Source organism: Algoriphagus faecimaris (assembly GCF_900101705.1).
Taxonomy (GTDB): domain Bacteria; phylum Bacteroidota; class Bacteroidia; order Cytophagales; family Cyclobacteriaceae; genus Algoriphagus; species Algoriphagus faecimaris.
Window position 1 is genome coordinate 1 of sequence record NZ_FNAC01000016.1, and the last position, 22,126, is coordinate 22,126.

21 protein-coding genes are annotated in these 22,126 nt (G+C 38.0%); 18 read left to right on the forward strand and 3 right to left on the reverse strand.

What is annotated here, in order from left to right; genetic code table 11:
* From BLQ57_RS09980 to BLQ57_RS09995, 4 genes are all read left to right on the forward strand, one after another.
* The coding region (locus tag BLQ57_RS09980) for a transposase (RefSeq protein ID WP_139162706.1) at window positions 1-355 on the forward strand (355 nt) is incomplete at its 5' end.
* 49 nt (window positions 356-404) lie between these two features.
* The gene (locus BLQ57_RS09985; RefSeq protein ID WP_087939372.1) at window positions 405-1,244 is read left to right on the forward strand and encodes a beta-keto acid cleavage family enzyme; all 840 of its coding nucleotides are present in this window, start codon (window positions 405-407) and stop codon (window positions 1,242-1,244) included.
* 6 nt (window positions 1,245-1,250) lie between these two features.
* Window positions 1,251-2,090 (forward strand): glycosyltransferase family 2 protein, encoded by an 840-nt coding sequence (locus BLQ57_RS09990; protein WP_087939371.1) that lies wholly within the window; start codon window positions 1,251-1,253, stop codon window positions 2,088-2,090.
* A 7-nt stretch (window positions 2,091-2,097) separates the two neighbouring features.
* Window positions 2,098-2,790, forward strand: coding sequence for an acetyltransferase (locus BLQ57_RS09995; protein WP_087939370.1), 693 nt, complete (start codon window positions 2,098-2,100; stop codon window positions 2,788-2,790).
* Window positions 2,791-2,805: 15 nt separating this feature from the next.
* On the opposite strand, the gene BLQ57_RS10000 is transcribed toward BLQ57_RS09995, so the two are convergent.
* Window positions 2,806-3,504 (reverse strand): arylesterase, encoded by a 699-nt coding sequence (locus tag BLQ57_RS10000; RefSeq protein WP_205635621.1) that lies wholly within the window; start codon window positions 3,502-3,504, stop codon window positions 2,806-2,808.
* Window positions 3,505-3,862: 358 nt separating this feature from the next.
* Between BLQ57_RS10000 and BLQ57_RS10005 the strand changes: the two genes are divergently transcribed.
* The 3 genes from BLQ57_RS10005 to BLQ57_RS10015 all read left to right on the forward strand — a co-directional run bounded on the left by BLQ57_RS10005 (window position 3,863) and on the right by BLQ57_RS10015 (window position 8,636).
* The gene (locus BLQ57_RS10005; protein WP_087939369.1) at window positions 3,863-4,540 is read left to right on the forward strand and encodes an ABC transporter ATP-binding protein; all 678 of its coding nucleotides are present in this window, start codon (window positions 3,863-3,865) and stop codon (window positions 4,538-4,540) included.
* Window positions 4,533-7,058: an ABC transporter permease gene (locus BLQ57_RS10010; RefSeq protein WP_087939368.1), complete on the forward strand. Its 2,526-nt coding sequence runs from the start codon at window positions 4,533-4,535 to the stop codon at window positions 7,056-7,058. Before BLQ57_RS10005 ends, BLQ57_RS10010 begins: the two co-directional genes overlap by 8 nt.
* A gap of 369 nt (window positions 7,059-7,427) precedes the next feature.
* The gene (locus BLQ57_RS10015) at window positions 7,428-8,636 is read left to right on the forward strand and encodes a tyrosine-type recombinase/integrase (RefSeq protein ID WP_087939367.1); all 1,209 of its coding nucleotides are present in this window, start codon (window positions 7,428-7,430) and stop codon (window positions 8,634-8,636) included.
* A gap of 273 nt (window positions 8,637-8,909) precedes the next feature.
* On the opposite strand, the gene BLQ57_RS10020 is transcribed toward BLQ57_RS10015, so the two are convergent.
* Together BLQ57_RS10020 and BLQ57_RS10025 are read right to left on the reverse strand one after the other, a co-directional pair.
* Window positions 8,910-9,302, reverse strand: coding sequence for a hypothetical protein (locus BLQ57_RS10020; protein ID WP_087939366.1), 393 nt, complete (start codon window positions 9,300-9,302; stop codon window positions 8,910-8,912).
* A gap of 1 nt (window position 9,303) precedes the next feature.
* A complete protein-coding gene (locus tag BLQ57_RS10025) occupies window positions 9,304-9,654 on the reverse strand; it encodes a hypothetical protein (RefSeq protein WP_087939365.1) in 351 nt (116 codons plus the stop codon).
* A gap of 93 nt (window positions 9,655-9,747) precedes the next feature.
* Here BLQ57_RS10025 and BLQ57_RS10030 point away from each other — a divergent pair, with 93 nt between their 5' ends.
* The 11 genes from BLQ57_RS10030 (at window position 9,748) to BLQ57_RS10080 (ending at window position 22,108) form a co-directional block, all read left to right on the forward strand.
* Window positions 9,748-10,008 (forward strand): helix-turn-helix domain-containing protein, encoded by a 261-nt coding sequence (locus BLQ57_RS10030; RefSeq protein WP_087939364.1) that lies wholly within the window; start codon window positions 9,748-9,750, stop codon window positions 10,006-10,008.
* Window positions 9,983-10,327 (forward strand): hypothetical protein, encoded by a 345-nt coding sequence (locus BLQ57_RS10035; RefSeq protein ID WP_087939363.1) that lies wholly within the window; start codon window positions 9,983-9,985, stop codon window positions 10,325-10,327. The genes BLQ57_RS10030 and BLQ57_RS10035 overlap by 26 nt, the downstream gene beginning before the upstream one ends.
* A gap of 76 nt (window positions 10,328-10,403) precedes the next feature.
* Window positions 10,404-11,378: a hypothetical protein gene (locus BLQ57_RS10040; protein WP_087939362.1), complete on the forward strand. Its 975-nt coding sequence runs from the start codon at window positions 10,404-10,406 to the stop codon at window positions 11,376-11,378.
* Window positions 11,379-11,477: 99 nt separating this feature from the next.
* On the forward strand, window positions 11,478-11,990 hold the full coding sequence (locus tag BLQ57_RS10045; RefSeq protein ID WP_087939361.1) for a hypothetical protein: 513 nt from the start codon (window positions 11,478-11,480) through the stop codon (window positions 11,988-11,990).
* Between the two features lie 97 nt (window positions 11,991-12,087).
* Complete coding sequence (locus BLQ57_RS10050) at window positions 12,088-14,511, forward strand: type I restriction-modification system subunit M (RefSeq protein WP_087939360.1); 2,424 nt, start codon at window positions 12,088-12,090, stop codon at window positions 14,509-14,511.
* Window positions 14,502-15,809 carry a restriction endonuclease subunit S gene (locus BLQ57_RS10055; RefSeq protein WP_087939359.1) on the forward strand — a complete coding sequence of 436 codons (1,308 nt, stop codon included), beginning with the start codon at window positions 14,502-14,504 and terminating at the stop codon, window positions 15,807-15,809. Before BLQ57_RS10050 ends, BLQ57_RS10055 begins: the two co-directional genes overlap by 10 nt.
* A 2-nt stretch (window positions 15,810-15,811) precedes the next feature.
* Window positions 15,812-16,447, forward strand: coding sequence for a hypothetical protein (locus tag BLQ57_RS10060; protein ID WP_087939358.1), 636 nt, complete (start codon window positions 15,812-15,814; stop codon window positions 16,445-16,447).
* Between the two features lie 42 nt (window positions 16,448-16,489).
* The gene (locus tag BLQ57_RS10065) at window positions 16,490-16,963 is read left to right on the forward strand and encodes a hypothetical protein (protein WP_087939357.1); all 474 of its coding nucleotides are present in this window, start codon (window positions 16,490-16,492) and stop codon (window positions 16,961-16,963) included.
* Between the two features lie 74 nt (window positions 16,964-17,037).
* Window positions 17,038-20,076 carry a type I restriction endonuclease subunit R gene (locus BLQ57_RS10070; RefSeq protein ID WP_087939356.1) on the forward strand — a complete coding sequence of 1,013 codons (3,039 nt, stop codon included), beginning with the start codon at window positions 17,038-17,040 and terminating at the stop codon, window positions 20,074-20,076.
* Window positions 20,066-20,794, forward strand: a complete 729-nt coding sequence (locus BLQ57_RS10075) for a M48 family metallopeptidase (RefSeq protein WP_240507796.1) — start codon at window positions 20,066-20,068, stop codon at window positions 20,792-20,794. Before BLQ57_RS10070 ends, BLQ57_RS10075 begins: the two co-directional genes overlap by 11 nt.
* A 147-nt stretch (window positions 20,795-20,941) precedes the next feature.
* On the forward strand, window positions 20,942-22,108 hold the full coding sequence (locus BLQ57_RS10080) for a HEPN/Toprim-associated domain-containing protein (RefSeq protein ID WP_087939355.1): 1,167 nt from the start codon (window positions 20,942-20,944) through the stop codon (window positions 22,106-22,108).
* Window positions 22,109-22,126 lie beyond the last annotated feature (18 nt).

The following is a 22,126-nucleotide window of genomic DNA, read 5'->3' on the forward strand; positions in this document are numbered from 1 at the left end:
GACACTGCTGCCCAGCATTTCCAATGCTTATAGGCTCAAAGAACTGTTCAACGAGTTTTGGGACTTTAAGGACAAAGAAGAGGCTGCTGCATACCTTTCCTATTGGTGTGACCTTGTAAAAGAATCCAAGATATTCCCGTTCATGGAGGCGGCCAAAACCATACAGGCACATTGGTTCGGAATTGTAAGCTATACAGAAACCAATTTAAACAACGGAGTCCTCGAAGGCATTAATTCCAAAATACAGTTAGCCAAAAAAAGAGCCAGAGGGTACAGGAACATTGACAACTACATTAACATGATTTATTTCATTGCTGGGAAACTCAAATTCGACTACCCACTATATTCCACATAGAGCCTAGAATATTTGATTCTGGGTTTTTCGATAAATCAAAAAGAATCAGATGAGTAAAATAATTATCAATTTTTGTCCTACAGGCATGGTTCCGACCAAGGATATGACACCACATGTGCCTATTTCACCCTCAGAAATCATCGAGCAGACACACGAGGCTTATGAGGTTGGAATTACTATAGCTCATCTCCATGCTAGGGAAAAAGATGGAATCCCTACCTACAAATCAAGTATTTATCAAGAGATTTTTGAAGGAGTGCGAAAGCACTGTCCAGATTTGGTTATTTGTGGAAGCAGTTCGGGGAGAAATTTTCCGGAGTTCGAAAAGCGTTCTGAATTGTTGGAACTACAGCCTGACATGTGTTCACTTACCTTATCTTCTTTAAACTTTTTGAAGCAAGCTTCAGTAAATTCACCTGATTTCATAATTGGTCTAGCCAATAAAATGAAAGAAAATGGGGTCATTCCTGAATTAGAGTGCTTTGATCTTGGAATGATCAATTTTGGAAAATATTTAATTCAAAAGGGAATTGTAGAAGGCCCCTATTATTGGAACTTACTGTTTGGGAATATCGCTGGATTCCAAGCTCAATTAAATCATGTAGCCACAGCTTTACAAGAGATTCCAAGTGATCATTATGTGTCTCTAGCAGGATTGGGCAAATATCAGCTGTCAATCAACTCGATGGCAATATCGCAAGGTATTGGTGTCAGAGTTGGGTTAGAAGACAACATTTGGTGGGATCGAACTAAAGATCAGAAAGCTACTAATGCTCAGTTGGTAAAACGAGTTCATGAGCTTATAAAACTCAATCAAAAATCTTTTATGGATCCAAAAGAATTTGGGAGATTGGGTTTTTACAATACCCTAAAGCAAGTTGAATTGTAATTTTTAATGGAATATCTAGGTGAGTCGAAACCAGTTAATTCTATCGAACCTTTAGTATCGGTTTGTGTCCCCACTTTTCAGCATGAAAAATTCATAGAGGAATGTCTAGCTAGTATCTTAAACCAGAAAACGGACTTTCCATTTGAGATTTTGATAGGCGAAGACGAAAGCCCAGACCGTACTCGAGAAATATGCAAAAAAAATGCCCTCGAAAATCAAGATAAGATTAGATTATTTTTAAGAAAAGACTCAAAAAAAATAAAACTATTTGGCAAAAAGGCAGGTAGAGGAAATCAATTGGGATTGTATGGGTCCGCAAGAGGGAAGTATGTTGCATTTTGTGATGGAGATGATTTCTGGTTAGATCCACAGAAGCTACAAAAGCAAGTAGATACATTAGAATCTTATCCTGAAGCTTACATGTGCATTACCAATTATAGCATAGGCAATAATGAGGGGGAAGTAAAAATCCCTCAGGGAAATAAGATATTTACAAAAAAAGACCATAAGAAAATTTCTTATTTTGGACATGTTTCTTGTTGGTTGGTCAGAAATAGAATGAATTTACTCTTAAAGAATAGAATCATTGAAAAACCATTACCCTTGGATAACATATTGTTTGCTTTTTATAAGCAAATGGGAGATATTTTTTACCTCTCCGATATTACTAGTGTGTATCGTTACAATCCCAACGGGTTATATCTAAGTCAAACCAACAAGAATAAGCATTTAGTGAATATTTCTAATGCTTGGTACAAATTCAGATATATCGATAAGGATTTCATACATTTCTTCCGTTCCTTTTCTTATGAGTTGAAAAGATATTTTGCTCATTTGATAAATTAATCTCCTAATGATGATTTCAAAAGAAGAAAAATTTAAGCTGATACTATTGGGGCATAGTGAAGCAGGTGTTGGTTTAATGACAGATCTTATTAACGAAAGCTTTGGAATTTCTCAGTTTGATGTGGTGAAAAATGTCGATTTGCCGGATTGTTATTTTGTCCCATCCTTATATGATATCCATTACTTTTCTGATAGAGAGTATGATTTCGAAGCAAATAAGCCTTTTATGGTCCAGTTTGGCGTTCAGCAATCCCATATACGGTTTATTTTATTTCAACACTTCAATGAATTAGGAGGAATCTCCCAAGAAGATTATATACCGGTAAGGCATAGACTAAGTTATGTTGCTCCGAGTGCTAGCTATCAGGAAGGTGTTTTGATTGAACCTCAAGCGGTTGTTTCTTCATTTTCTCGGCTAGGTTTCGGTGTTTCTGTAAAACGTTCTGCGTCAGTAGGGCATCATGCTTCCTTGGGGGATTTTGTAAGTATCAATCCAGCTGCAGTTTTATCGGGATATGTGGAAGTGGGCGAAGGAAGTGAGATTGGATCGGGGGCAGTTATTTCTAATAACGTCAAAATCGGCAAGCGATCCCTGATTGGTGCTGGTAGCGTCGTGACAAAAGACATTCCTGACGGAGTGATTGCTTATGGAAATCCCTGCAAGGTGGTAAAAGAGAATTCCATTTGGAAAGATGTCTAGTCTCTTCTCAAAATCTTAGCTATTCGTAACCAAGTCACTGATATAAGGCCACACCGTCCCAAAGACAATCTCATGCCCTTCTTCTGTTGGGTGAATCCCGTCTGGCAAATTTAACTCGGGGTCACCTGCTACACCTTCCAATAAAAAGGGGATAAGGGTTACATTTTTTTCGCTGGCCACTTTGGGATAAATTTTTCTAAATTCATCGGTATACTCCTGTCCCATGTTTGGGGGTATCTGCATCCCCGCTAAAATGATCTTTGTAGAAGGATATTTGGTCTGAACCTTTTCAATGATTTTCTCGAGGTTTGACCGGGTTTCTGATATGGCAATACCTCTCAAGCCATCATTACCTCCAAGTTCCAACACGAATACATAAGGCTCGTCTTCTAAGAACCAATCTAGACGATTTAATCCACCGGCTGTCGTTTCGCCACTTAGTCCTCCATTGATCACTCGATAATCCAAGCCAAGACTATCAATTCTTTGCTGGACTAGGGCTGGAAAAGCATCCTCTGAATCAAGACCATAGCCTGCTGTCAGGCTATTTCCAAAAAATAATATCGTTTTTTTTGTTTCTACATCGCTATCTTTAATACTAGTAGAAGCCTCTTCGGCTGTAGCTTTAGTGCTCTCATTTTCAGGTCCGCAAGCAAATAATAATCCCAAAAGGGAAATCATCATGGCAAGCTGAGTGAATGTCGTTTTTTTCATAAATGAATTTTAATACCTTACAGGTGTTAATCTTAAAGAACAAAAACAGGGCTAGTGATCACAAGAATTTGTAAAATTATCCAAATCGCTAGATTTTTTAGCCTTAGGCTGTAATAGATACCTTGATTTCGTATTGTATAGATTCAAAAAGTCATTCACCAGCAAAAAGTTCACAAAAGACGGTTTAGCAGTCTAATTCAAATTGGTTTATCAATAATTTTTGCCTTCGGTGCAATTGGGGAATGTTTCTGTGCTGAATTTTTGTTTATTGCTAGGATTAAGTTTTGCGGGATGTTCAAGTCAACAAATGAAGCCCGGATCCGTTTTCAACTCTCATAGTTAAGTTAAATAAAGCTGAATGAGCATACTTTCAATTCAAGGACTCAGTAAAACCTACCAAAGCGGAAGCAGAAAGTTAACCGTTTTGGATGATGTAAATTTTGAAATAAGCAGTGGCGAGACTATATCCATTGTTGGACCTTCTGGTAGTGGCAAGACCACTCTTTTAGGTTTGTGTGCCGGACTGGACTCTGCCAGCACAGGTTCTATTCGCCTCAATGGTCAAGCTCTCGAAAACTTGTCAGAGGATCAGCGAGCTGCAGTTCGTAGCCAGCATATTGGGTTTATTTTCCAAAATTTTCAATTGTTGCCTACACTCACAGCCCTCGAGAATGTGATGGTCCCGCTAGAGCTCAAAAAACGAAAAGATGCGAGAACCAAAGCCTTAGAGCTATTGGATAAAGTGGGGCTTGGTGATCGTGCCACACATTATCCCACTCAGTTGTCAGGAGGAGAACAGCAGCGAGTCTCTATTGCGAGAGCTTTCGCCAATGAACCAAAGATTCTTTTTGCAGATGAGCCTACCGGTAACCTGGATACTGAGACGGGAGAAATGATTGAGCGATTGATTTTTGACTTGAACAAGGAAAATGGAACTACACTGGTTTTAGTCACACATGATTTGGAGCTAGCCGCCAAAACTCAACGTATCATACATATCAAAGGAGGCAAAATACAGGAGGATAATCATGCCTGATTTTGCCTGGATTCTAAAAATGGCGCTTCGGGACTTCCGGAAAAATATTTCGCGCCTTTTACTTTTTGTGTCTTCCATAGTAGTTGGGATTGCAGCATTAGTGGCTATTAGTTCTTTTGGAGATAATCTGACAGCGGATATTGATAATCAAGCCAAAGAATTACTTGGTGCTGACCTGGTATTGGAAAATAACAAGCCAATCGATGAGCAGGCGATTGATACGATTGCCACCCAACTAGCACAAGAAGTGAATTTTGCTTCTATGGTTGCTTTTCCTGCGACCGGAGATAGCCGTCTGACTCAGGTAAGAGCCTTGGAGGGAGATTTCCCTTTTTATGGTAAACTAGAAACAATCCCTGAGTCGGGAGAATCAGACTTTAGGTCAGGAGGTCAAAAAGCGCTGGTAGAAAAAGTGCTAATGGCTCAGTTTGATGCACAAGTAGGTGATAAAATAAAAGTTGGTGAACTGGAATTTGAAATCGCGGGTGAACTTCAAGGCGTACCGGGACAAACTGGAATTACCGCTACTGTAGCTCCTGCAGTTTACATTCCTTATAGCTATTTGGAAGCTACTGGATTGGTACAATATGGCAGTAGAGTAGAATATAATCGTTACTTTCAGTTTGAAGCAGGCACAGATGTGGAAGCGCTTATCGAGCCATTTGAGGACAATTGGGAGATTGATAGAATAGACGCAGATACAGTAGAGGATAGAAAGCGATCGACAGGCAGGTCTTTTGGCAACTTGTCTAATTTCCTAAGTCTTGTAGCATTTATCGCCTTATTACTTGGCTGTGTGGGAGTAGCCTCAGCAGTCAATGTTTTTGTAAAAGAAAAACTTGCCTCTGTAGCCGTACTCCGATGTTTGGGGGTTTCGTCAAGAGATGTGCTTTTGATTTATCTTTTCGAGATAGTCGTGATGGGATTGGTGGGAGCGATTTTAGGATCTATTCTGGGTACAGCGCTGCAATTTATATTACCGTTTGTCTTCGCTGATTTCTTACCAGTGGAAGTCAGCTTTAGTGTTTCTTGGCTTTCTGTTGGATTTGGAATTATTACAGGGCTATTTGTTTCTATTCTTTTCGCACTTTTACCCTTATTAAAAGTGAGGAAAGTGTCACCAATGGCCACGCTAAGACCTGAAGCAGCTGGTACTACACTTTTAAAGGACCCCATGCGTTGGTTGGTCGTTTTAGGTATTTTACTCTTCATTTGGGGTTTTAGCTATTACTTATTGGGCCAGGTTCTTTGGTCATTTGGATTCACAGGCTTTGTGGTTTTTGCTTTTGCCTTGCTTTGGGGAGTGGGACAATTGATCATGTGGTCAGTCCGTAAATTCCTTCCGATTACTCTTCGCTACACGGTGCGTCAGGCTTTGGCTAATCTCTACCGTCCCAATAATCAGACGATTTCTCTGATAGCTACCATCGGATTGGGCACGGCGATGATCAGTACCTTGTTTTTTCTCCAAAATCAACTTCTTGAAGAAGCGAAATTTGCAGACAAAGAGGATCAGCCGAATTTGCTGATGTTTGATATTCAGACGCCACAGTTGGATGCTGTCAGGGACAAAGTAATAGGTCGTGGACTGCGGATTTTACAGGAAGTGCCTATTGTGACGATGCAGCTTAATGAAATCAACGGGATAGACAAGCGGGAAAATGAGGAGCTCCCTGATGAGGAGGATTATTCTCGCTGGATGTACAATAGAGAATACCGAGTGACCTATCGGGACACCTTGACTGAAACAGAGACCTTGGTAGAAGGAGAACTCGTTCCCTTGGGAGCTAGGGGAGATTCGATTTTTGTGAGTTTGTCAGAAAGCTTTGGCAGGGGTAATAATCTTAAAATAGGAGATGAGATCGAATTCAACGTGCAAGGGAGGCCTATTAAAACGTATGTTGGAAGTTATAGGGATGTCAAATTCAATCAAGTTTCTACCAATTTTATCGTATTATTTCCAGAAGGAGTCCTAGAGCAGGCTCCTAAGTTTCATGTGATCATCACTCGCACCAAAAATGACAGAGAGTCGGCAGCCATTCAGTCGGAAGTGGTCCGAGAGTTCCCCAATATCTCGATTGTAAATCTTGGGGCAATTGTGGAAACCTTGGAGGATATTCTTAATAAAATCAGCTTTGTGATTCAATTTATGGCGCTTTTCAGCATAGCAACAGGGATTTTGGTATTGATAAGTTCGCTTATTATTAGCAAGTACCAGCGAATGAGAGAGAGCATACTGCTTCGCACTTTAGGAGCGGACTCTGGTACAGTGACCAAAATTAACACCTTGGAATATTTCTTTTTGGGAAGTTTAGCCTCTCTATCAGGAATCATTTTATCCTTTTTGGCTACATGGATGCTAAGTGCCTTTGTGTTTGAAATGAATTTCCGACCTGCTTGGGGCGCTGCATTGGGACTATATGCTTCGATTACTCTGCTTACCATCGTTTTGGGTTGGCTGAATGGGCGAAAAATTATCAATCAGCCTCCTATGGAGATTTTGAGGGGAAATGGTTGATTCTTCCTATAGACTTTAAAAAAGTAAAGCCTCCCAGATTATAATTTGGGAGGCTTTTTTGTGGAGCTGGCGAGATTCGAACTCGCGTCCAGATAAGGAAACACCGTACCGTCTACATGCTTAGTCACCTGTTGGTTTTTCGACTAGATTATGCTGGATGACACACCTGAACCTAGCTTATCGATTGATCTTAGAACGGCTTAATCGCATCACCGCTCGCAGTCTGACCTGATCGACACCTTAGTTTAGGTATAATTTCTAGAGCTTAGTACAAGTTGATTCTACCAGTTTCCATTTCGATTAAGTATATAAAATGATGAGTTGATCCAGAGGATTTCAGAGAGTTCTGCCACTGAATTGCCACTGAAAATGTACCGAACAAAATATGTCCTAAAGAACCCCAGTAAGAAATCTGGAATAGGTAAGATTACCATAGAAATCTACTTTTCCAGAGATAGCAAAAGGGAGCGAATGTACCTTCCCACAGGGGAGGAAATCCATGAGAAATTCTGGAAAAATGGTATAATCTCTAAATCATATCCCCAAAAAGAGCAGCTTCTGAGAAGACTAGAAGATAAGCATCAAGAAGTAAAGCAACAGCTCTATCAATGGGAGAAGGAGATTGGATATCTTACAGTAGACCTAATAAAGACCAAATTAGAAGAGAAGCCTGTTCAGGAAAGGGATATTCTCACGCTGTTTGAAGAATTTATGGAAGTAAAGAAGTTGACAGCCAAGCACAAAATGGTAATTAAGCTTACTACCATTAAAAATCATCTAAAGATCTTTCTAGGCAGAAAGAAAATGTACCTAGTGGAATACAATCAGACCTTTATCAATAAACTGACGCATTATTGGGAACAAAAGGTAGGATTACAGCCAAATACCATCCACAAGAATTTCAGGTTTATCCTATTGTTTATGAATTACCTCAGAAAAGAGGGCCTTCTAGAAAATGAATTCTACAAGGAATTCCAATATCCTAGAATGGTTGAAACCAATACAATAGTACTAAGCAAGGGTGAAGTGGTAAAGCTGATTCAGTATGTCCCAAAGACTAATTCAGAATCCAAAGTGAGGGATTTATTCCTTGTATTGATCTTTACAGGTCTAAGGTTTGGAGATGCAGTCAGAATAAGAAAAAGCTGGGTAAGAGGTGAGTTTCTATTTATCAATACCCAGAAGACAGGAGAGAAAGTATCTATTCCTATTCATCCTCATTTAAAAGAGGTATTGGCTAAATATGAGTATGATCTTATACCACTGAGAATCTCCAATCAGAAGTTTAATGACTATGTCAAGGGGCTTTGCAGAGAAGCTGGAATTACAGACCAAATCGAAATAGTACGGTATGAAAAGGGTGTGAAAAAGTACCTGACCTTTCCCAAACACCAGCTGATTGCAAGTCATACGGGAAGGAGAACCTTTATTACTAATGCCATATTAGCTGGGATTCCCTTACCTGTGATTCAGAAAATTACTGGGCATCGAAAGCTAACTACCCTTCAGAAGTATGTGGAGATAGCGGATGAGAATAAGAGGACTGAGCTGGAAAAGCTTAGCAATTTCTTCAAATAATGAGAGGTGGTAATACACCTCTTTTTTATATAAAGCCAATCAAGATTTCCAACGAAATACAATGACTATATGAAGCGCCTTTGAGAGGATGCTAATTTCAAGCTATATAGAAAGAACAGCCTTTATCGCCAACTCCATTTTAACGGGAATCCCTTTGATTGTGGCTCAGTAGGTTACTAGGGATAGAAAATTAACCACTACCCGAAATTATATTCAACTTAGAAAATGAGGAGACAAATTGGATACTGAAAGTTAAAGGGTTTTTTTAATCCTCTAAAAAAAGAGGTCCTCATCATCATTGAAATTTTGAGAATTTCTATCTGAGAATAACTGATTATAGTGATTTTCAATGTAGGATTTAGGAACAGGTGAATTTAGAATGTTTGAGTAAACTATATCAATCATTGAATGGTGAGATTCTGTAAAATGATCTGGAAACAATTCATGAAGTTTTATCATAATTCCTTCTCGAATTGGTTCTAGAAGATCAGCTTTGAAGTAACCTGGAGGGAGTTTTTCCTGTAAGATAATATGATTAACAGCTAAACAGACAGCCCCTTCATGAATAATCTTTTCCAAATTTATACCGTCATTATTTCGAAAATGAGCATCAATTGCTCTTTCAATTTCATCTCCAATTGAATTAATAATCTGGTTCCTATCCATATTAAATTAGTAAGAAGTGGATAGCAAATCCTTGAGGATCCATGCTAGCTATTGAAAATACCCCTTTGCAATTCATGCTTTTTTGAAGTTTTGAAAGGCTAGAATCACTTGGTTTTATAATTCGGAAATCAGAACCATCCTCTAAGACCCCTCTAAAACTGATGGTCCAAGGATCAGACGGGAGTGGTTTTAAAGTCGAATGAAAAACTAAATTACCCTTGACTTTAATTTCGATATTTGTGTCAGATATTTTTACATCTGCTCCATCAAATCCTAATGCCATCCTGCTTAAGGCGTTTTCTTTGATTATTGTGCTTTTCCAATATTTTGCTGTAAAACTAACTTCTTTCATATATTTAGTAATATCGAAAATTTCATTTGATACTCTAAAGTAGTAACTTAAAAGCGGTAACGCAAGAGTTCGTAATGAATTTGCTTTATCTTTATGAAGAATAAGGATGAGCAATTCGAGGAATTCAAAAAGGATCAGCTCCAAAAACTAGCTGCTAGAATCAAGCAGCTTCGAATTCAAAAAGGATATACCTCCTATGAATATTTTGCCTACGACCATAATATACCAAGGGCACAATATGGAAGGTATGAAAAAGGGGAAGATTTGAAATTCAGTAGTTTGCTTAAAATATTGAAAGGGTTAGATATTAGTATAAAAGAGTTTTTTGATGAAGGATTTACTGAACAAACCTGAAATAGAGGACGAAGAGCTCGAAGCCAGATGGATTATGGCTGAGGAGTGGAATCAGTTTGAAGTACCCCAAGAAATTGATGAGCGTATCACTGAGTTAATCTACTGGAATGAGGAGAAGGAGCATAAGGTACTATTGAAGCTTATGGATGAATTTGAGGCTCAGGAATGCTATATCAGAAAATGTATCTGGTTTAGCACTAGTAATTATCACTACCGCAAACAAGAGGAAGCTCGGGGAGCCTTCTACCAAAGTGCTTACTGCAAAGAAAGCTGTATTCCAAGGAGGTTTCGAAATAGTGTAAGTTCAGACTTAGACTGAGCTTAATTTGGGTTTGAAGAAAATAGTTTGCCTTTAAATTCTTATTTTGTATTCTATGATCAAATTTAGTTTATCGATGAAAATCAACTTTTTAAGTATTTCCCTACTTGTCTTGATAGTCAATATATCCCATGCTCAACAAGAAGGGGACTACAGCGAAGATTTTAATAAGGATGGAATTCCAGATAAAATGGAGATTTGGTATGATGGAGGAAGTGGCTTCGGAGGATATTATGGCCATGTTAAAAATGGGGCCACTGGAAAAATCTATGAGCTTAACACCTGGGGTTGTTTCTGTGATATAAAACTTGTGGTACCATTTCCACCAGAAGCGAGATTATCAGAGCATAAGCCATTTTATGATGCACTAGCTGAGAAGTTATTTCCTGATATTCAAGCAGAACCAGACCCTACACTGGACTGGATCATTCAAGCTAATCTCCAAGCTATTATTCCTGTTGAAGATGATTTATTTGATTTGATCCTACCTGTTAAGCCATTTTGGAATAATGGACCAATAGGTAAAATTTCAAAATACCAGTTGAAAATAGATGATCGAATGATCAAGTCAGCTTATCATCCAATTCAAGAGCCACCTGCATGGATTGATGAATCCAAAGAAGGCTCTCTAGAGTATTATGGGAACAACCATGATCTCCATCAGGAACAAATCAATGTGGAGGAGAGTGATCTTATCCTGTGGAGAGGAAAGCATAGCCTGATTTTAAAGAATGGATCTGATGAAGCTGTTTTGTTTGTTACTGACCATCCCTTGACCAGTGGACCTGAGAGATTAAGAGATCCATCCATATCCAGTGTAGTTTCAAATGGTGAATTTGCTTTTTTTACTGTTAGTGAAACTCCAGAACCAGCTTTCAGAATTTTTGTATCAGACTTAAATACAGGAAGGGTAGCAAGATTGAAGGCCCCTTTTTTTGGATATGGAGGGAAGATTTCTATTGAAGAAAACAAGCTCTACAACCAGGAAGGGCAGATTGTTGTGGAGGATGTTTCAAATGTCCTTACCAATTTAGCAGAGAGAAATTTTTGATTTTAGACTCAAATGATTGATAATAGTTCTAAGGGAATAAAAACTATAGATGATTTAATCAATTAAATTCTTATTTTTAAAACTCAATGTTTTAGAGCCATGCTTCAAGACCTTATCAAAGACCTCCAATCCAACCTTAAGTCCTACAGTCAGGGATTAGCGAAGCAGAATATTTTGGTAGATATCCCCTGGACTATGGTAGGTGGAGATTTGAATCTTCAAAGGCTCATCTTCAGAAAAGACAATTCACTGTACATCGTAAAAGAAGGAGAAATTCAGGAGAGTACTTGGGAATACCTACCCGCTATGAACTCCTTAGTCATCACGCTTGCAGGAAAGAAAATACTGATGAATGAGGTCTTTGTAGATGGAAAAGCTTTGATTCTAAAGAGAGATGGTATAGCAATAGATTTTTTAGCTTTTGCTAATGAAAATGAGTTGCCTGATCTGAATTTGATTGATTATTTCAAAAATATAGAAAGCTTTGAAAAGTTGTCATTTAATCCAAATATGGATGAAAACCAACATGATACGTCAAACGGAGAGTATTTCGGGATATTCATAATCTTAGCGGTAATTCTAATGATAATTGTTTTATCTCTTACTAATTAAATAACCTTAGAACTCGAAAGAAACCTATGGATTACATCTGACAAGCTTATATTCCCAAAAGAAGAATTTAACCCAGAATTGAAATACCAGAAATAGAATGGCAATAAAGAAATCAGAATTATATAGCTCCCTTTGGGCAAGTTGTGATGAGTTAAGAGGTGGGATGGATGCCTCACAGTACAAAGATTACGTGCTTACAATGCTTTTTGTCAAGTATGTCAGCGATAAGTACGCTGGTGACGCTATGAGTTTGATCGAAATACCAAAGGGTGCTTCTTTTGAAGATATGGTTGCATTAAAAAATCAACCGGATATTGGAGACAGAATCAATAAAGAAATTCTACGACCACTCTTTGCAGCCAATGGACTGGAAGGTTCTATGGAATTGGTGGATTTCAATGACGATGATAAGCTGGGTAGTGGCAAAGAAAAGGTGGATACCTTATCCAAGCTCATAGCCATTTTTGAAAATCCAGGACTAAACTTCAAAAACAACCGTGCAGAAGATGATGATGTATTAGGCGATGCCTATGAATTTTTGATGCGTCACTTTGCAACCGAATCTGGAAAGAGTAAAGGACAGTTTTATACCCCTGCTGAAGTCTCTAGAATTCTATCCAAGGTAATCAGTGTAGAAAAAGCAAATAAACCTTCCTACACAGCATATGACCCAACCTGTGGTTCGGGTTCTCTCTTATTAAAAGTAGCCGAAGAAGCACCCAATGGCCTGACACTATACGGACAGGAAAAAGATATTGCTACCAAAGGCTTAGCCATTATGAATATGTGGCTTCATGGATATCCAGAAGCTGCAATTAGTGGTGGAAATACAATTGCATCACCCAATTTCAAAGAAGTAGATGGTGCTTTAAAACGCTTTGATTTTGTAGTGGCAAATCCTCCATTCTCAGTCAAGAACTGGACGAGTGGTATCAATGCCATGGATGATGAATTCAACCGCTTTAGAGGCTATGGAATTCCTCCAGAGAAGAATGGGGACTATGCCTTCTTACTCCACATTATAGCCTCTTTAAAGAGTACAGGAAAGGGAGCAGTGATCCTTCCTCATGGTGTATTGTTCAGAGGAGGTGCTGAAGGAGAGATTCGTAAAAATATCCTTCAGCGTAAATGGATCAAAGGGATCATTGGCTTACCTGCCAACCTGTTTTATGGTACAGGTATTCCTGCTTGTATCATAGTCATTGATAAAGAAGATGTAGAAAGTCGTGGAGGTATTTTTATGATGGATGCCAGCAAAGGCTATATCAAGGATGGCAATAAAAACCGATTACGAGAGCAGGACATTCATAAGATTGTAGATGCCTTTACGCGTCAGTGGGAAATTGATAAATATTCTCGCATTGTACCCTACAGTGAAATCGAGAAGAACGAGTACAATCTCAATATTCCCCGATACATAGACACCCAAGAGGAAGAGGATGTCCAAGATTTAAATGCCCATCTAAATGGTGGAATACCACAGAAAGACATTGAGGCCCTTCAAGAGTATTGGGAGGTATATCCTAATTTGAGAAAGGAGTTATTTACCCCCTTACGTGAGGGGTATTCTAAGCTGAACGTAGCCAAGTCAGCTATCAAAAGCACCATTTTTGATCACTCAGATTTCACCGCATACAATGAGAAGCTAGATGTTATCTTTGAAGAGTACCGAGAGCATAATCACGCCAGACTAAATGGAATTGATCAAAACACCAAGCCTAAGGCATTTATAAAGAGCATTGCTGAGGACTTGTTGGAACGCTATTCTAACCGTCCTCTGATAGTTCGCTATGATGTCTATCAGCACCTCTTGGATTATTGGAATGAAACGATGAAGGATGATGTCTATCTCTTGGTTGAAGATGGATGGGTCGCCAAGGTGAAGCGGATCATTGAGAAGAATAAGAAGTCTGGTAAAGAAACCGATAAAGGCTGGACTTGTGATTTAATTCCCAAGCAATTGGTGATCGATAAATACCTGGTCAAAGAGCAGCAGGAATTACAAGACTTGGAAGCAAAAATTGAAGGGATTCAAGCTGAAATCACTGGGCTTGAAGAAGAGCATGCAGGGGAAGAAGGTTTGCTAAGTGAAGCATCCAATGATAAGGGAGGAATCACCAAATCAACCATTGCTGCTTTTATCAAAGAAAACAAAAGCAATCCCAACGAAAAGGAAGCGGTAAAGCTAGCCAATACCATCTTGGAGCTATTCACCAAAGAGGCTGACTTGAAGAAATCGCTCAAAACCAAAGAGTATGAATTGGATGAATTAACCTTGGCTAAATACAAAACCCTCACTGAAGCAGAAGTGAGAACCTTGGTGGTGGATGATAAGTGGCTTGCCAGCTTACAAGCTGCCATACAAACCGAGATAGATGCCATTTCCCAGCGATTGACTGGTAGAATTAAGGAACTGGCAGAACGATATGAAAACACTTTAGGTGAATTGGATAACCATACCAAAATACTGGAAGATAAAGTAAGTGCTCACCTTTCAACCATGGGATTGGTATGGAATTAATGAGGAAGCAAGGCTATAAGGAAACCGAAGTGGGTTTAATTCCCGAAGACTGGGATATTAATTATTTAGGTAAACTAGTTTTACATACAAAGGGATTTGCTTTCAAATCAACGGATTACACAGATGATGGTATTCGAATAATTAGAGTAAGTGATACGCTATTTGATAGAATTATTAATAAAACCCCTGTTTACATAAGTAATAAAAAAAAGCACGAGTTTGAAAAGTGGAGACTTTACAAAAATGACTTGATACTAAGTACTGTTGGTTCGAAGCCACCAATGTATGATTCAATGGTAGGAAATGTAGTTCGAGTAACAGAAGAGCATGTTGGAAGTTTATTAAATCAAAATGCAGTTCTGTTTCGGGCTAAAGAAGATTCGACACAAATTTTTCTATACTATGCATTAAAGAGAGAAAATTACATAAGCCATATTGAGAAAATTTATAGGGGGAATGCAAATCAGGCAAGTATTACTCTTGTTGATCTATTTGAGTATTCCATCCCTATCCCACCAACCCTCACTGAACAAAAAGCCATAGCCACGGCACTCAGTGATGTAGATGAACTGATCAGCAGTTTGGAGCAGCTTATCACCAAAAAGAAAGCCATCAAACAAGGGGCAATGCAGCAGCTGTTGACGCCGCCACATAAAGGAGGGAAGAGATTGGATGGGTTTAGTGGAGAATGGAGGAAAATTTCAATAGGGAACTTGACAAGAAACATTATTGATTACAGGGGAGTCACTCCTAGAAAGCTTGGAATGGATTGGGGTGATGGAGAAATAGTAGCCTTGTCAGCAGGAAATGTTAAAAAAGGATTTATTGACTATAGTTCTGAATGTTACTTTGGTTCAGAATCACTTTATAAAAGATGGATGCGAAATGGTGATGTAGAAAAGGATGACATTGTTTTTACTCTAGAGGCACCCTTGGGAAATATTGCATTAATTCCAGATAATAGGAAGTATATATTGAGTCAGCGAACTATTTTACTTCAGCTTGAAAAAGACAAATACGAGTCTTCTTTTATTTTCCAGGTTTTAATCTCTAACACATTTCAAAATTACATATCTAAAAGTGCAACTGGCTCAACAGCCCAAGGAATTAAAAGAACGACATTTGAAAAATTAATCATTAGTGTTCCCGAAAATATCGAAGAGCAAAAAGCTATTGCTCAAATCCTTTCCGATATGGATGCAGAAATCGAGCAATTAGAAACTAAGAAAGCAAAGTGCCAATCCATCAAACAGGGGATGATGCAGGAGTTATTGACGGGAAAAACTAGACTTGTATAGGTATGGCGTGTGAACATAAATTTTACGACTACCTCCATCTCAAAGCTTTATACTTTGAGCCAAAAACGCTAATCATTGGTACGTTCAATCCAGAGTGGCCTATTGATAATCATGCGGAATGGTTCTATGGAAGAACAGGTAATAACTATTTCTGGGACGTATTGCCAAGAATGTTCAATACTGAAGGTCTTAGGCATGCTGGACCAGTAGAATGGAAAAATTTCTGTCATCAGCAAAAGGTGGTCATTACTGACTTGATAGCTTCAATTGAAGATGCCGATGAACACAATCCACATCACCTTGAGGTAATTGGTGAATTTATGGATGCCGAATTTGCAAACGTCTTTAATGAATTTGAAAGGACAGGCATTATAGGCCTATTGCAACAGCACCCTACAATAAGCGCTGTCTATTTTACCAGACAGGAAGGAGTTGAATTATTTGATGTTGAAATCAATGAGGTAATAGCATACTGTCATCAAAATGACATCTACTTTTCGCATCTCCTCACCCCCTCTAAAAATGCACGCTTTCAAATGAGAGGTTGGGAACCACAAGATCCAAACATGGCTAGAACCCTACCTAACTTTATCTATGAGAAGTGGTGTGACAATTGGAATCAAAATATAAATCAATGAAAAGTAGGATGCTAAAATTGCAAAAGGTTAAGCAAGGCTGAAATGAGAGAAAACATACTTTTTTACACTGATATCTTAAAAGATTTGGCACCTCTGATAATCTCATTGATTGCTATTTGGTTGACAAGTCGATATCAAAAGCACACTCAAAAATTAGCTGATGACAGAATGATGAAGGACCTGTTTACAGAGTTTAATCAGCGCTATGATTTAATCAACAACAAACTGGATATAATCTCCAAATTGAGTATTGAGGAATGGAATGGTTTAAAAGCTAAGGATAGAGAAAAAAAGGAAGGTGTAGTGATAGACTTTTTCAATATCTGTGCTGAGGAGTATTATTGGCACAAAGAAGGGAGAATTAATGGCAATATCTGGGTAAGTTGGAACAAAGGTATGAACGATATATTTAATAAAAGCAAGGTAATCCAGGGTCTTTGGGCTGAGGAGTGTGAAAATGAGGGATACAAGTCCTATTACATTTCACATAAAAATGAAATTTTTAGAAAAGCATAGTCTCTTACAGGAATTAGCATTTGAATAAATTGGAAGTTTAGTAGGATAAGATTTGATCATTAAATTGTTTTAAAATGAGAACAAGCATAGGGAAATCAGAACGAACAACTCAGGATCGAGTGATTGATTTATTCCAAACCAAATTAAGCTATACCTATCTGGGGGATTGGGAAGATGAAGTTCGTACGCATCCTATAGAAGAAGATATTCTTAGGTCCTACTTGCTGGGAAATGGCTATTCTAACATACAGGCTCAAAAGGCAATTGATAGTTTGGTAAAAGCTGCCACCAACCTTTCCAAAGGGTTATATGAAGCCAACAAAGAGGTCTATCATTTACTTCGCTATGGTGTTACTGTAAGAGAGGAATTAGGACAGCCCAAAGAAACGGTGTGGCTCATAGACTGGAAAAATCCAGAGAGTAATCAATTTGGAGTAGCCGAAGAGGTGACTGTCCATGGAAGATATAGTAAGCGACCAGACCTGGTTATTTACGTTAATGGAATAGCACTTGGAGTTCTAGAATTAAAAAGAAGTAAAGTTGGTGTGGAGCAAGGGATTCGTCAGAATCTGGATAATCAGAAGGATGAATTTATCCCCAAGTTTTATACCACCATGCAATTTTTATTAGCAGGGAATGATACCCAAGGAATGCGCTATGGGACTATTGAAACCCCAGAGAAATATTATTTGAGTTGGAAAGAGGAGTGCGGGACTGAATTTGATTACATCCTCGATAAGCATCTTTATTTACTCTGTGAGAAGAGCAGGCTCTTAGAGCTTATTCATGATTTTGTGGTCTTTGATAAAGGTGTCAAGAAATTATGCCGACCAAACCAGTTTTTTGGGATTAAAGCAGCCCAAACCAACGTCAAAACCAAACAAGGGGGTATTCTTTGGCATACCCAAGGTTCTGGTAAATCTTTAACCATGGTTTGGTTAGCAAAATGGATACGAGAGAATGTAAGAGATAGCCGAATTCTCATCATTACAGACCGTGAAGAACTGGATGACCAGATAGATAAGCTATTTACAGGCATTGATGAAAAAATCTACAGAACCAAAAGTGGTAGAGATTTAATCAGCGTATTAAATCACAAGACCGAAATGCTGGTTTGCAGTCTTGTGCACAAATTTGGCCGAAATGCTGAAGATGGGGACTTTGATTCATTTATTGAGGAGGTGAAGGCTAATTTAGGAACTGATTTTAGAGCTAAGGGAGATATCTATGTGTTTGTAGATGAATGCCATCGAACTCAATCTGGGAAGTTGCATGATGCCATGAAAATGATTCTTCCAGAGGCATTATTTATTGGATTTACCGGGACACCATTGCTTAAAAAAGACAAGCAAAAGTCTATTGAAATATTTGGACCATACATCGGAACACCCTACAAGTTTGATGAGGCTGTTGCAGATGGAGTAGTGCTGGACTTATTGTATGAAGCTAGAGATGTGGAGCAATTTGTCACTGACCAAAATAAGATTGACGAGTGGTTTGATGCTAAAACAGCAGGTCTTACAGATGTTGCTAAAGTAGAATTGAAGAAGCGTTGGGGTACGATGCAAAAGGTACTTGGTTCTAGGTCTAGATTGGATAAGATCGTATCTGATATCATTTTTGACTTTGAAACAAAGCCAAGGTTAAAAACTGGTGAAGGTAATGCGATGCTTGTTTCAAGCTCGGTGCATCAGGCATGTAAATACTACGAGCTTTTCCAGAGTAATAATTTCAAGCAGTGTGCAATAATCACTTCCTATCAGCCTCACCATGGAGATATTAAAGGGGAAGAAACAGGAGAGGGTTTGACAGATAAACTGATGAAGTATGAGGTTTACACCAAAATGTTGAAAGGGAAATCTACGGAAGATTTTGAAGCTGAGGTAAAGGCTAAGTTTATCAAAGAACCAAGCAAAATGAAGCTTTTGATCGTGGTGGACAAGCTACTGACAGGGTTTGATGCACCTTCAGCCACTTATCTCTACATCGATAAAAGCATGCAAGACCATGGTCTTTTTCAAGCAATTTGCCGTGTGAATCGAATTGACACAGAGAGTAAAGAATATGGCTACATCATAGATTACAAGGACTTGTTCCAGAGTTTGCAGAAGTCCATCACTGATTATACTTCACAAGCATTTGACAACTATGATGAGGAAGATGTAAAAGGATTATTAAAGGATCGGCATACAGAAAGCAAAGATCGATTAGAGACAGCATTAGAAGCTTTGAATGCAATGTGCGAGCCAGTGCACCCTAAAGATGAACCAAGCTTTATCAAATATTTCTGTGGTAACACAGAAAATCCAAACGAAATAAAAGAAACTGAAGAAAAAAGAATTGGACTCTACAAGGCCGTAGTAAAGTTGATAAGGGCCTATGCCAATGTGGCAAATGAAATGCACAAACTTGGTTATTCAGATGCTGAAGCAGCAAAAATAAAGGAGCAGGTAAAATATTACTCAGACCTACGAGAAACCATCAAACAGGCTAGCGGAGACTACCTAGATTTCAAACGGTTTGAACCTGGAATGAGGCAATTAATGGATATGTATCTAGATGCCAATGCCAGCAAAAAGATTTCAGATTTTGAGAATAAGTCACTGGTAGATTTGATTGTAAATCTGGGTGATGAATTAAGAGGCACCCCAGAGAATCAAAAGCAAAGCAGACAGACAGCTATAGCTGAGACCATCGAAAATAATGTCAGGAAAGTGATTAATGAGGAGGCTCAGACAAATCCAAAATACTACGAGAAAATGTCTGCTCTTCTGAATGATCTTATCCACCAGAGAAATCAAGCGGCAATAGCTTATCAGGAATACCTAGAGAAAATAAAGGAGCTAGCCAAAAATGTTTCTAATCCTGCTGGTAATACCTCATATCCTGCTGAAATAAACACGAAAGCTAAGCAAGCACTCTATGATAATTTGGATAGTGATATTTCACTATCCATGGTACTGGATCATGCAATTCGTTACAACAAATTGGACGGATGGCGTGATGGTGGAATCAAAGAGAAGAAATTGCGTATCGAAGTAAATAAGATCATTAATGACCCAGAGAAAACTATGGAATTAATGAATATAATTAAGGCACAGAGTGAATATTAGTCCTGAAATAGTACAGATCGCCAACATTCAGATTGAAGTGGTAAGGAAGGATATCAAGAATATGCATTTGGCAGTATATCCACCACATGGTAGAGTACGCTTGGCAGTACCTCAAAAGACGAATGAGGAAGTTTTAAGGCTGTTTGCCATTAGTAAGCTGGGCTGGATAAAAAAGAATGTTAAGAACTTTCAAGAGCAGGCAAGAGAAACCAAACGTGATTATGTATCTGGTGAAAGCCATTACTTTCAAGGCAGGAGGTATATTCTGGAAGTGAAAGAACAGGAAGGATATAGTAAGGTAGAGCTGACAGGGGCAAAAAGAATTGTACTCAAGGTTAAAAAGAATTCCACTGTTGATGATAAAGCTAAAATCATCAAAGAGTGGTATCGGAAGGAATTGAAACATCAAATTCCACCATTACTTGAAAAATGGGAAAAAGTGATTGGAGTTAAAGTAGACGATTGGGGTGTGAAGCAAATGAAAACAAAATGGGGTGCTTGTAATACAGAGGCTAAAAGAATCTGGCTGAACCTAGAGTTGGCCAAGAAACCGCCAATTTGTTTAGAATACATTCTAGTACATGAATTAGTCCATCTCCACGAAAGAAGTCACAATGATAGATTTATAGCCTTAATGAATGAATTTATGCCAAAGTGGAGGCTTTACCGCGATGAATTAAACAATCTTCCAATCGTGCATAATGATTGGGGGTATTGACTTGATAACCCTAGAATGATCCAAGATGATGGCAAATCTCATCTACAAAGAAAGTAAAGAATATCAGCTACCTCCAAGTGGAGAATTGGGGATGGCTGCTGAGGAGTGATTAAAATATAGTTAAACAGTTATTTTTAAGAAATACTTATGGGTTCATATTCTGAATTATTTATTTGTAATTATCCTATTTTCACTTTAAAAAATAATTATTACCATGATATTGTTGATTTAATCTTTTTAGAATCTGACTATACCGAATATGAAGCTACAGTTTCTGATGAGGATAATCCAGAAGAGGAGGAAATTGTAAGATTTAAATCGTTTATTTCTACTGCCGAAGTATGCAAGGAAAGGTTGGAAATATTTGGTGCGTCTTATGAAAAAGCAAAACTTGATTTTGAAGAGTCGTTAAAAATTTTGAGGGAAGATGGTATTTATGATTTTGTCATCTATGAAAGTATCACTTTTGATTTCTATTTAGATACAATAAAGAGAATTATAGAGTCAAAAAAATCTGGAAGAAAAAAGGATGTATATGGGGGGTTTGAGGATTATTTGTATAAATCTGAATTGTATATAGATGGACAGTCAATAAGTTTGGGTTTATGGTCAATTCTCTCAGTTATTGATTCAAAAAGTATAATTGAGTATAACTTAACAGACATTATTGAAGGAGGGTGGGTTCAAGCCCCTCAGTCCTTAATTAACACGAAAAAAATTATTCTTTTAACTGAAGGTAAAACAGACACTGAGTTCTTAAAAATTTGCTTTAATTATTTTTTTAAGCATCTTGAAGGTTATTATCACTTCATGGACTTCGAAAACTCAAAATATGAAGCCAATGCATCTAGACTTATCCATACAATTAAATCATTTGTAGGATCAGGAATTAATAATTTTATACTTGCGGTTTTTGACAATGATTCCGCAGCATCAAAAGAAATTGAAAATCTTAAAAAAGTCAATTTACCAAATAATATAAAGGTATTACAATATCCAGAAATTGAATGGGCTAAAAACTATCCCACTTTAGGCCCCACAGGGATTCAGGTAATGAATATAAATGGGCTAGCTGGAAGCATCGAAATGTATCTGGGGAAAGATTGTTTGATGGAAAATGGAGAATTTATTCCTATACAATGGACAGGGTATATGGAATCAATCAATAAATACCAAGGTGTAGTTCTAAAAAAAGATCAAATTCAAAGATCCTTTAGAGAAAAAGTAAAGTTTTTCGACGAAAATAATTATGATTTAAAGCAATGGGAGGACCTCATTTCCATTATAACTCTTATAAAAAATTCTTGGAAATGATTGATTTCGATTCTTATT

Coding starts and splice junctions, on each gene's coding strand:
- BLQ57_RS09985 (WP_087939372.1), top strand. CDS start 405: ATGAGTAAAATAATTATCAATTTTTGTCCTACAGGCATGGTTCCGACC.
- BLQ57_RS09990 (WP_087939371.1), top strand. CDS start 1,251: ATGGAATATCTAGGTGAGTCGAAACCAGTTAATTCTATCGAACCTTTA.
- BLQ57_RS09995 (WP_087939370.1), top strand. CDS start 2,098: ATGATGATTTCAAAAGAAGAAAAATTTAAGCTGATACTATTGGGGCAT.
- BLQ57_RS10000 (WP_205635621.1), bottom strand. CDS start 3,504: ATGAAAAAAACGACATTCACTCAGCTTGCCATGATGATTTCCCTTTTG.
- BLQ57_RS10005 (WP_087939369.1), top strand. CDS start 3,863: ATGAGCATACTTTCAATTCAAGGACTCAGTAAAACCTACCAAAGCGGA.
- BLQ57_RS10010 (WP_087939368.1), top strand. CDS start 4,533: ATGCCTGATTTTGCCTGGATTCTAAAAATGGCGCTTCGGGACTTCCGG.
- BLQ57_RS10015 (WP_087939367.1), top strand. CDS start 7,428: ATGTACCGAACAAAATATGTCCTAAAGAACCCCAGTAAGAAATCTGGA.
- BLQ57_RS10020 (WP_087939366.1), bottom strand. CDS start 9,302: ATGGATAGGAACCAGATTATTAATTCAATTGGAGATGAAATTGAAAGA.
- BLQ57_RS10025 (WP_087939365.1), bottom strand. CDS start 9,654: ATGAAAGAAGTTAGTTTTACAGCAAAATATTGGAAAAGCACAATAATC.
- BLQ57_RS10030 (WP_087939364.1), top strand. CDS start 9,748: ATGAAGAATAAGGATGAGCAATTCGAGGAATTCAAAAAGGATCAGCTC.
- BLQ57_RS10035 (WP_087939363.1), top strand. CDS start 9,983: ATGAAGGATTTACTGAACAAACCTGAAATAGAGGACGAAGAGCTCGAA.
- BLQ57_RS10040 (WP_087939362.1), top strand. CDS start 10,404: ATGAAAATCAACTTTTTAAGTATTTCCCTACTTGTCTTGATAGTCAAT.
- BLQ57_RS10045 (WP_087939361.1), top strand. CDS start 11,478: ATGCTTCAAGACCTTATCAAAGACCTCCAATCCAACCTTAAGTCCTAC.
- BLQ57_RS10050 (WP_087939360.1), top strand. CDS start 12,088: ATGGCAATAAAGAAATCAGAATTATATAGCTCCCTTTGGGCAAGTTGT.
- BLQ57_RS10055 (WP_087939359.1), top strand. CDS start 14,502: ATGGAATTAATGAGGAAGCAAGGCTATAAGGAAACCGAAGTGGGTTTA.
- BLQ57_RS10060 (WP_087939358.1), top strand. CDS start 15,812: ATGGCGTGTGAACATAAATTTTACGACTACCTCCATCTCAAAGCTTTA.
- BLQ57_RS10065 (WP_087939357.1), top strand. CDS start 16,490: ATGAGAGAAAACATACTTTTTTACACTGATATCTTAAAAGATTTGGCA.
- BLQ57_RS10070 (WP_087939356.1), top strand. CDS start 17,038: ATGAGAACAAGCATAGGGAAATCAGAACGAACAACTCAGGATCGAGTG.
- BLQ57_RS10080 (WP_087939355.1), top strand. CDS start 20,942: ATGGGTTCATATTCTGAATTATTTATTTGTAATTATCCTATTTTCACT.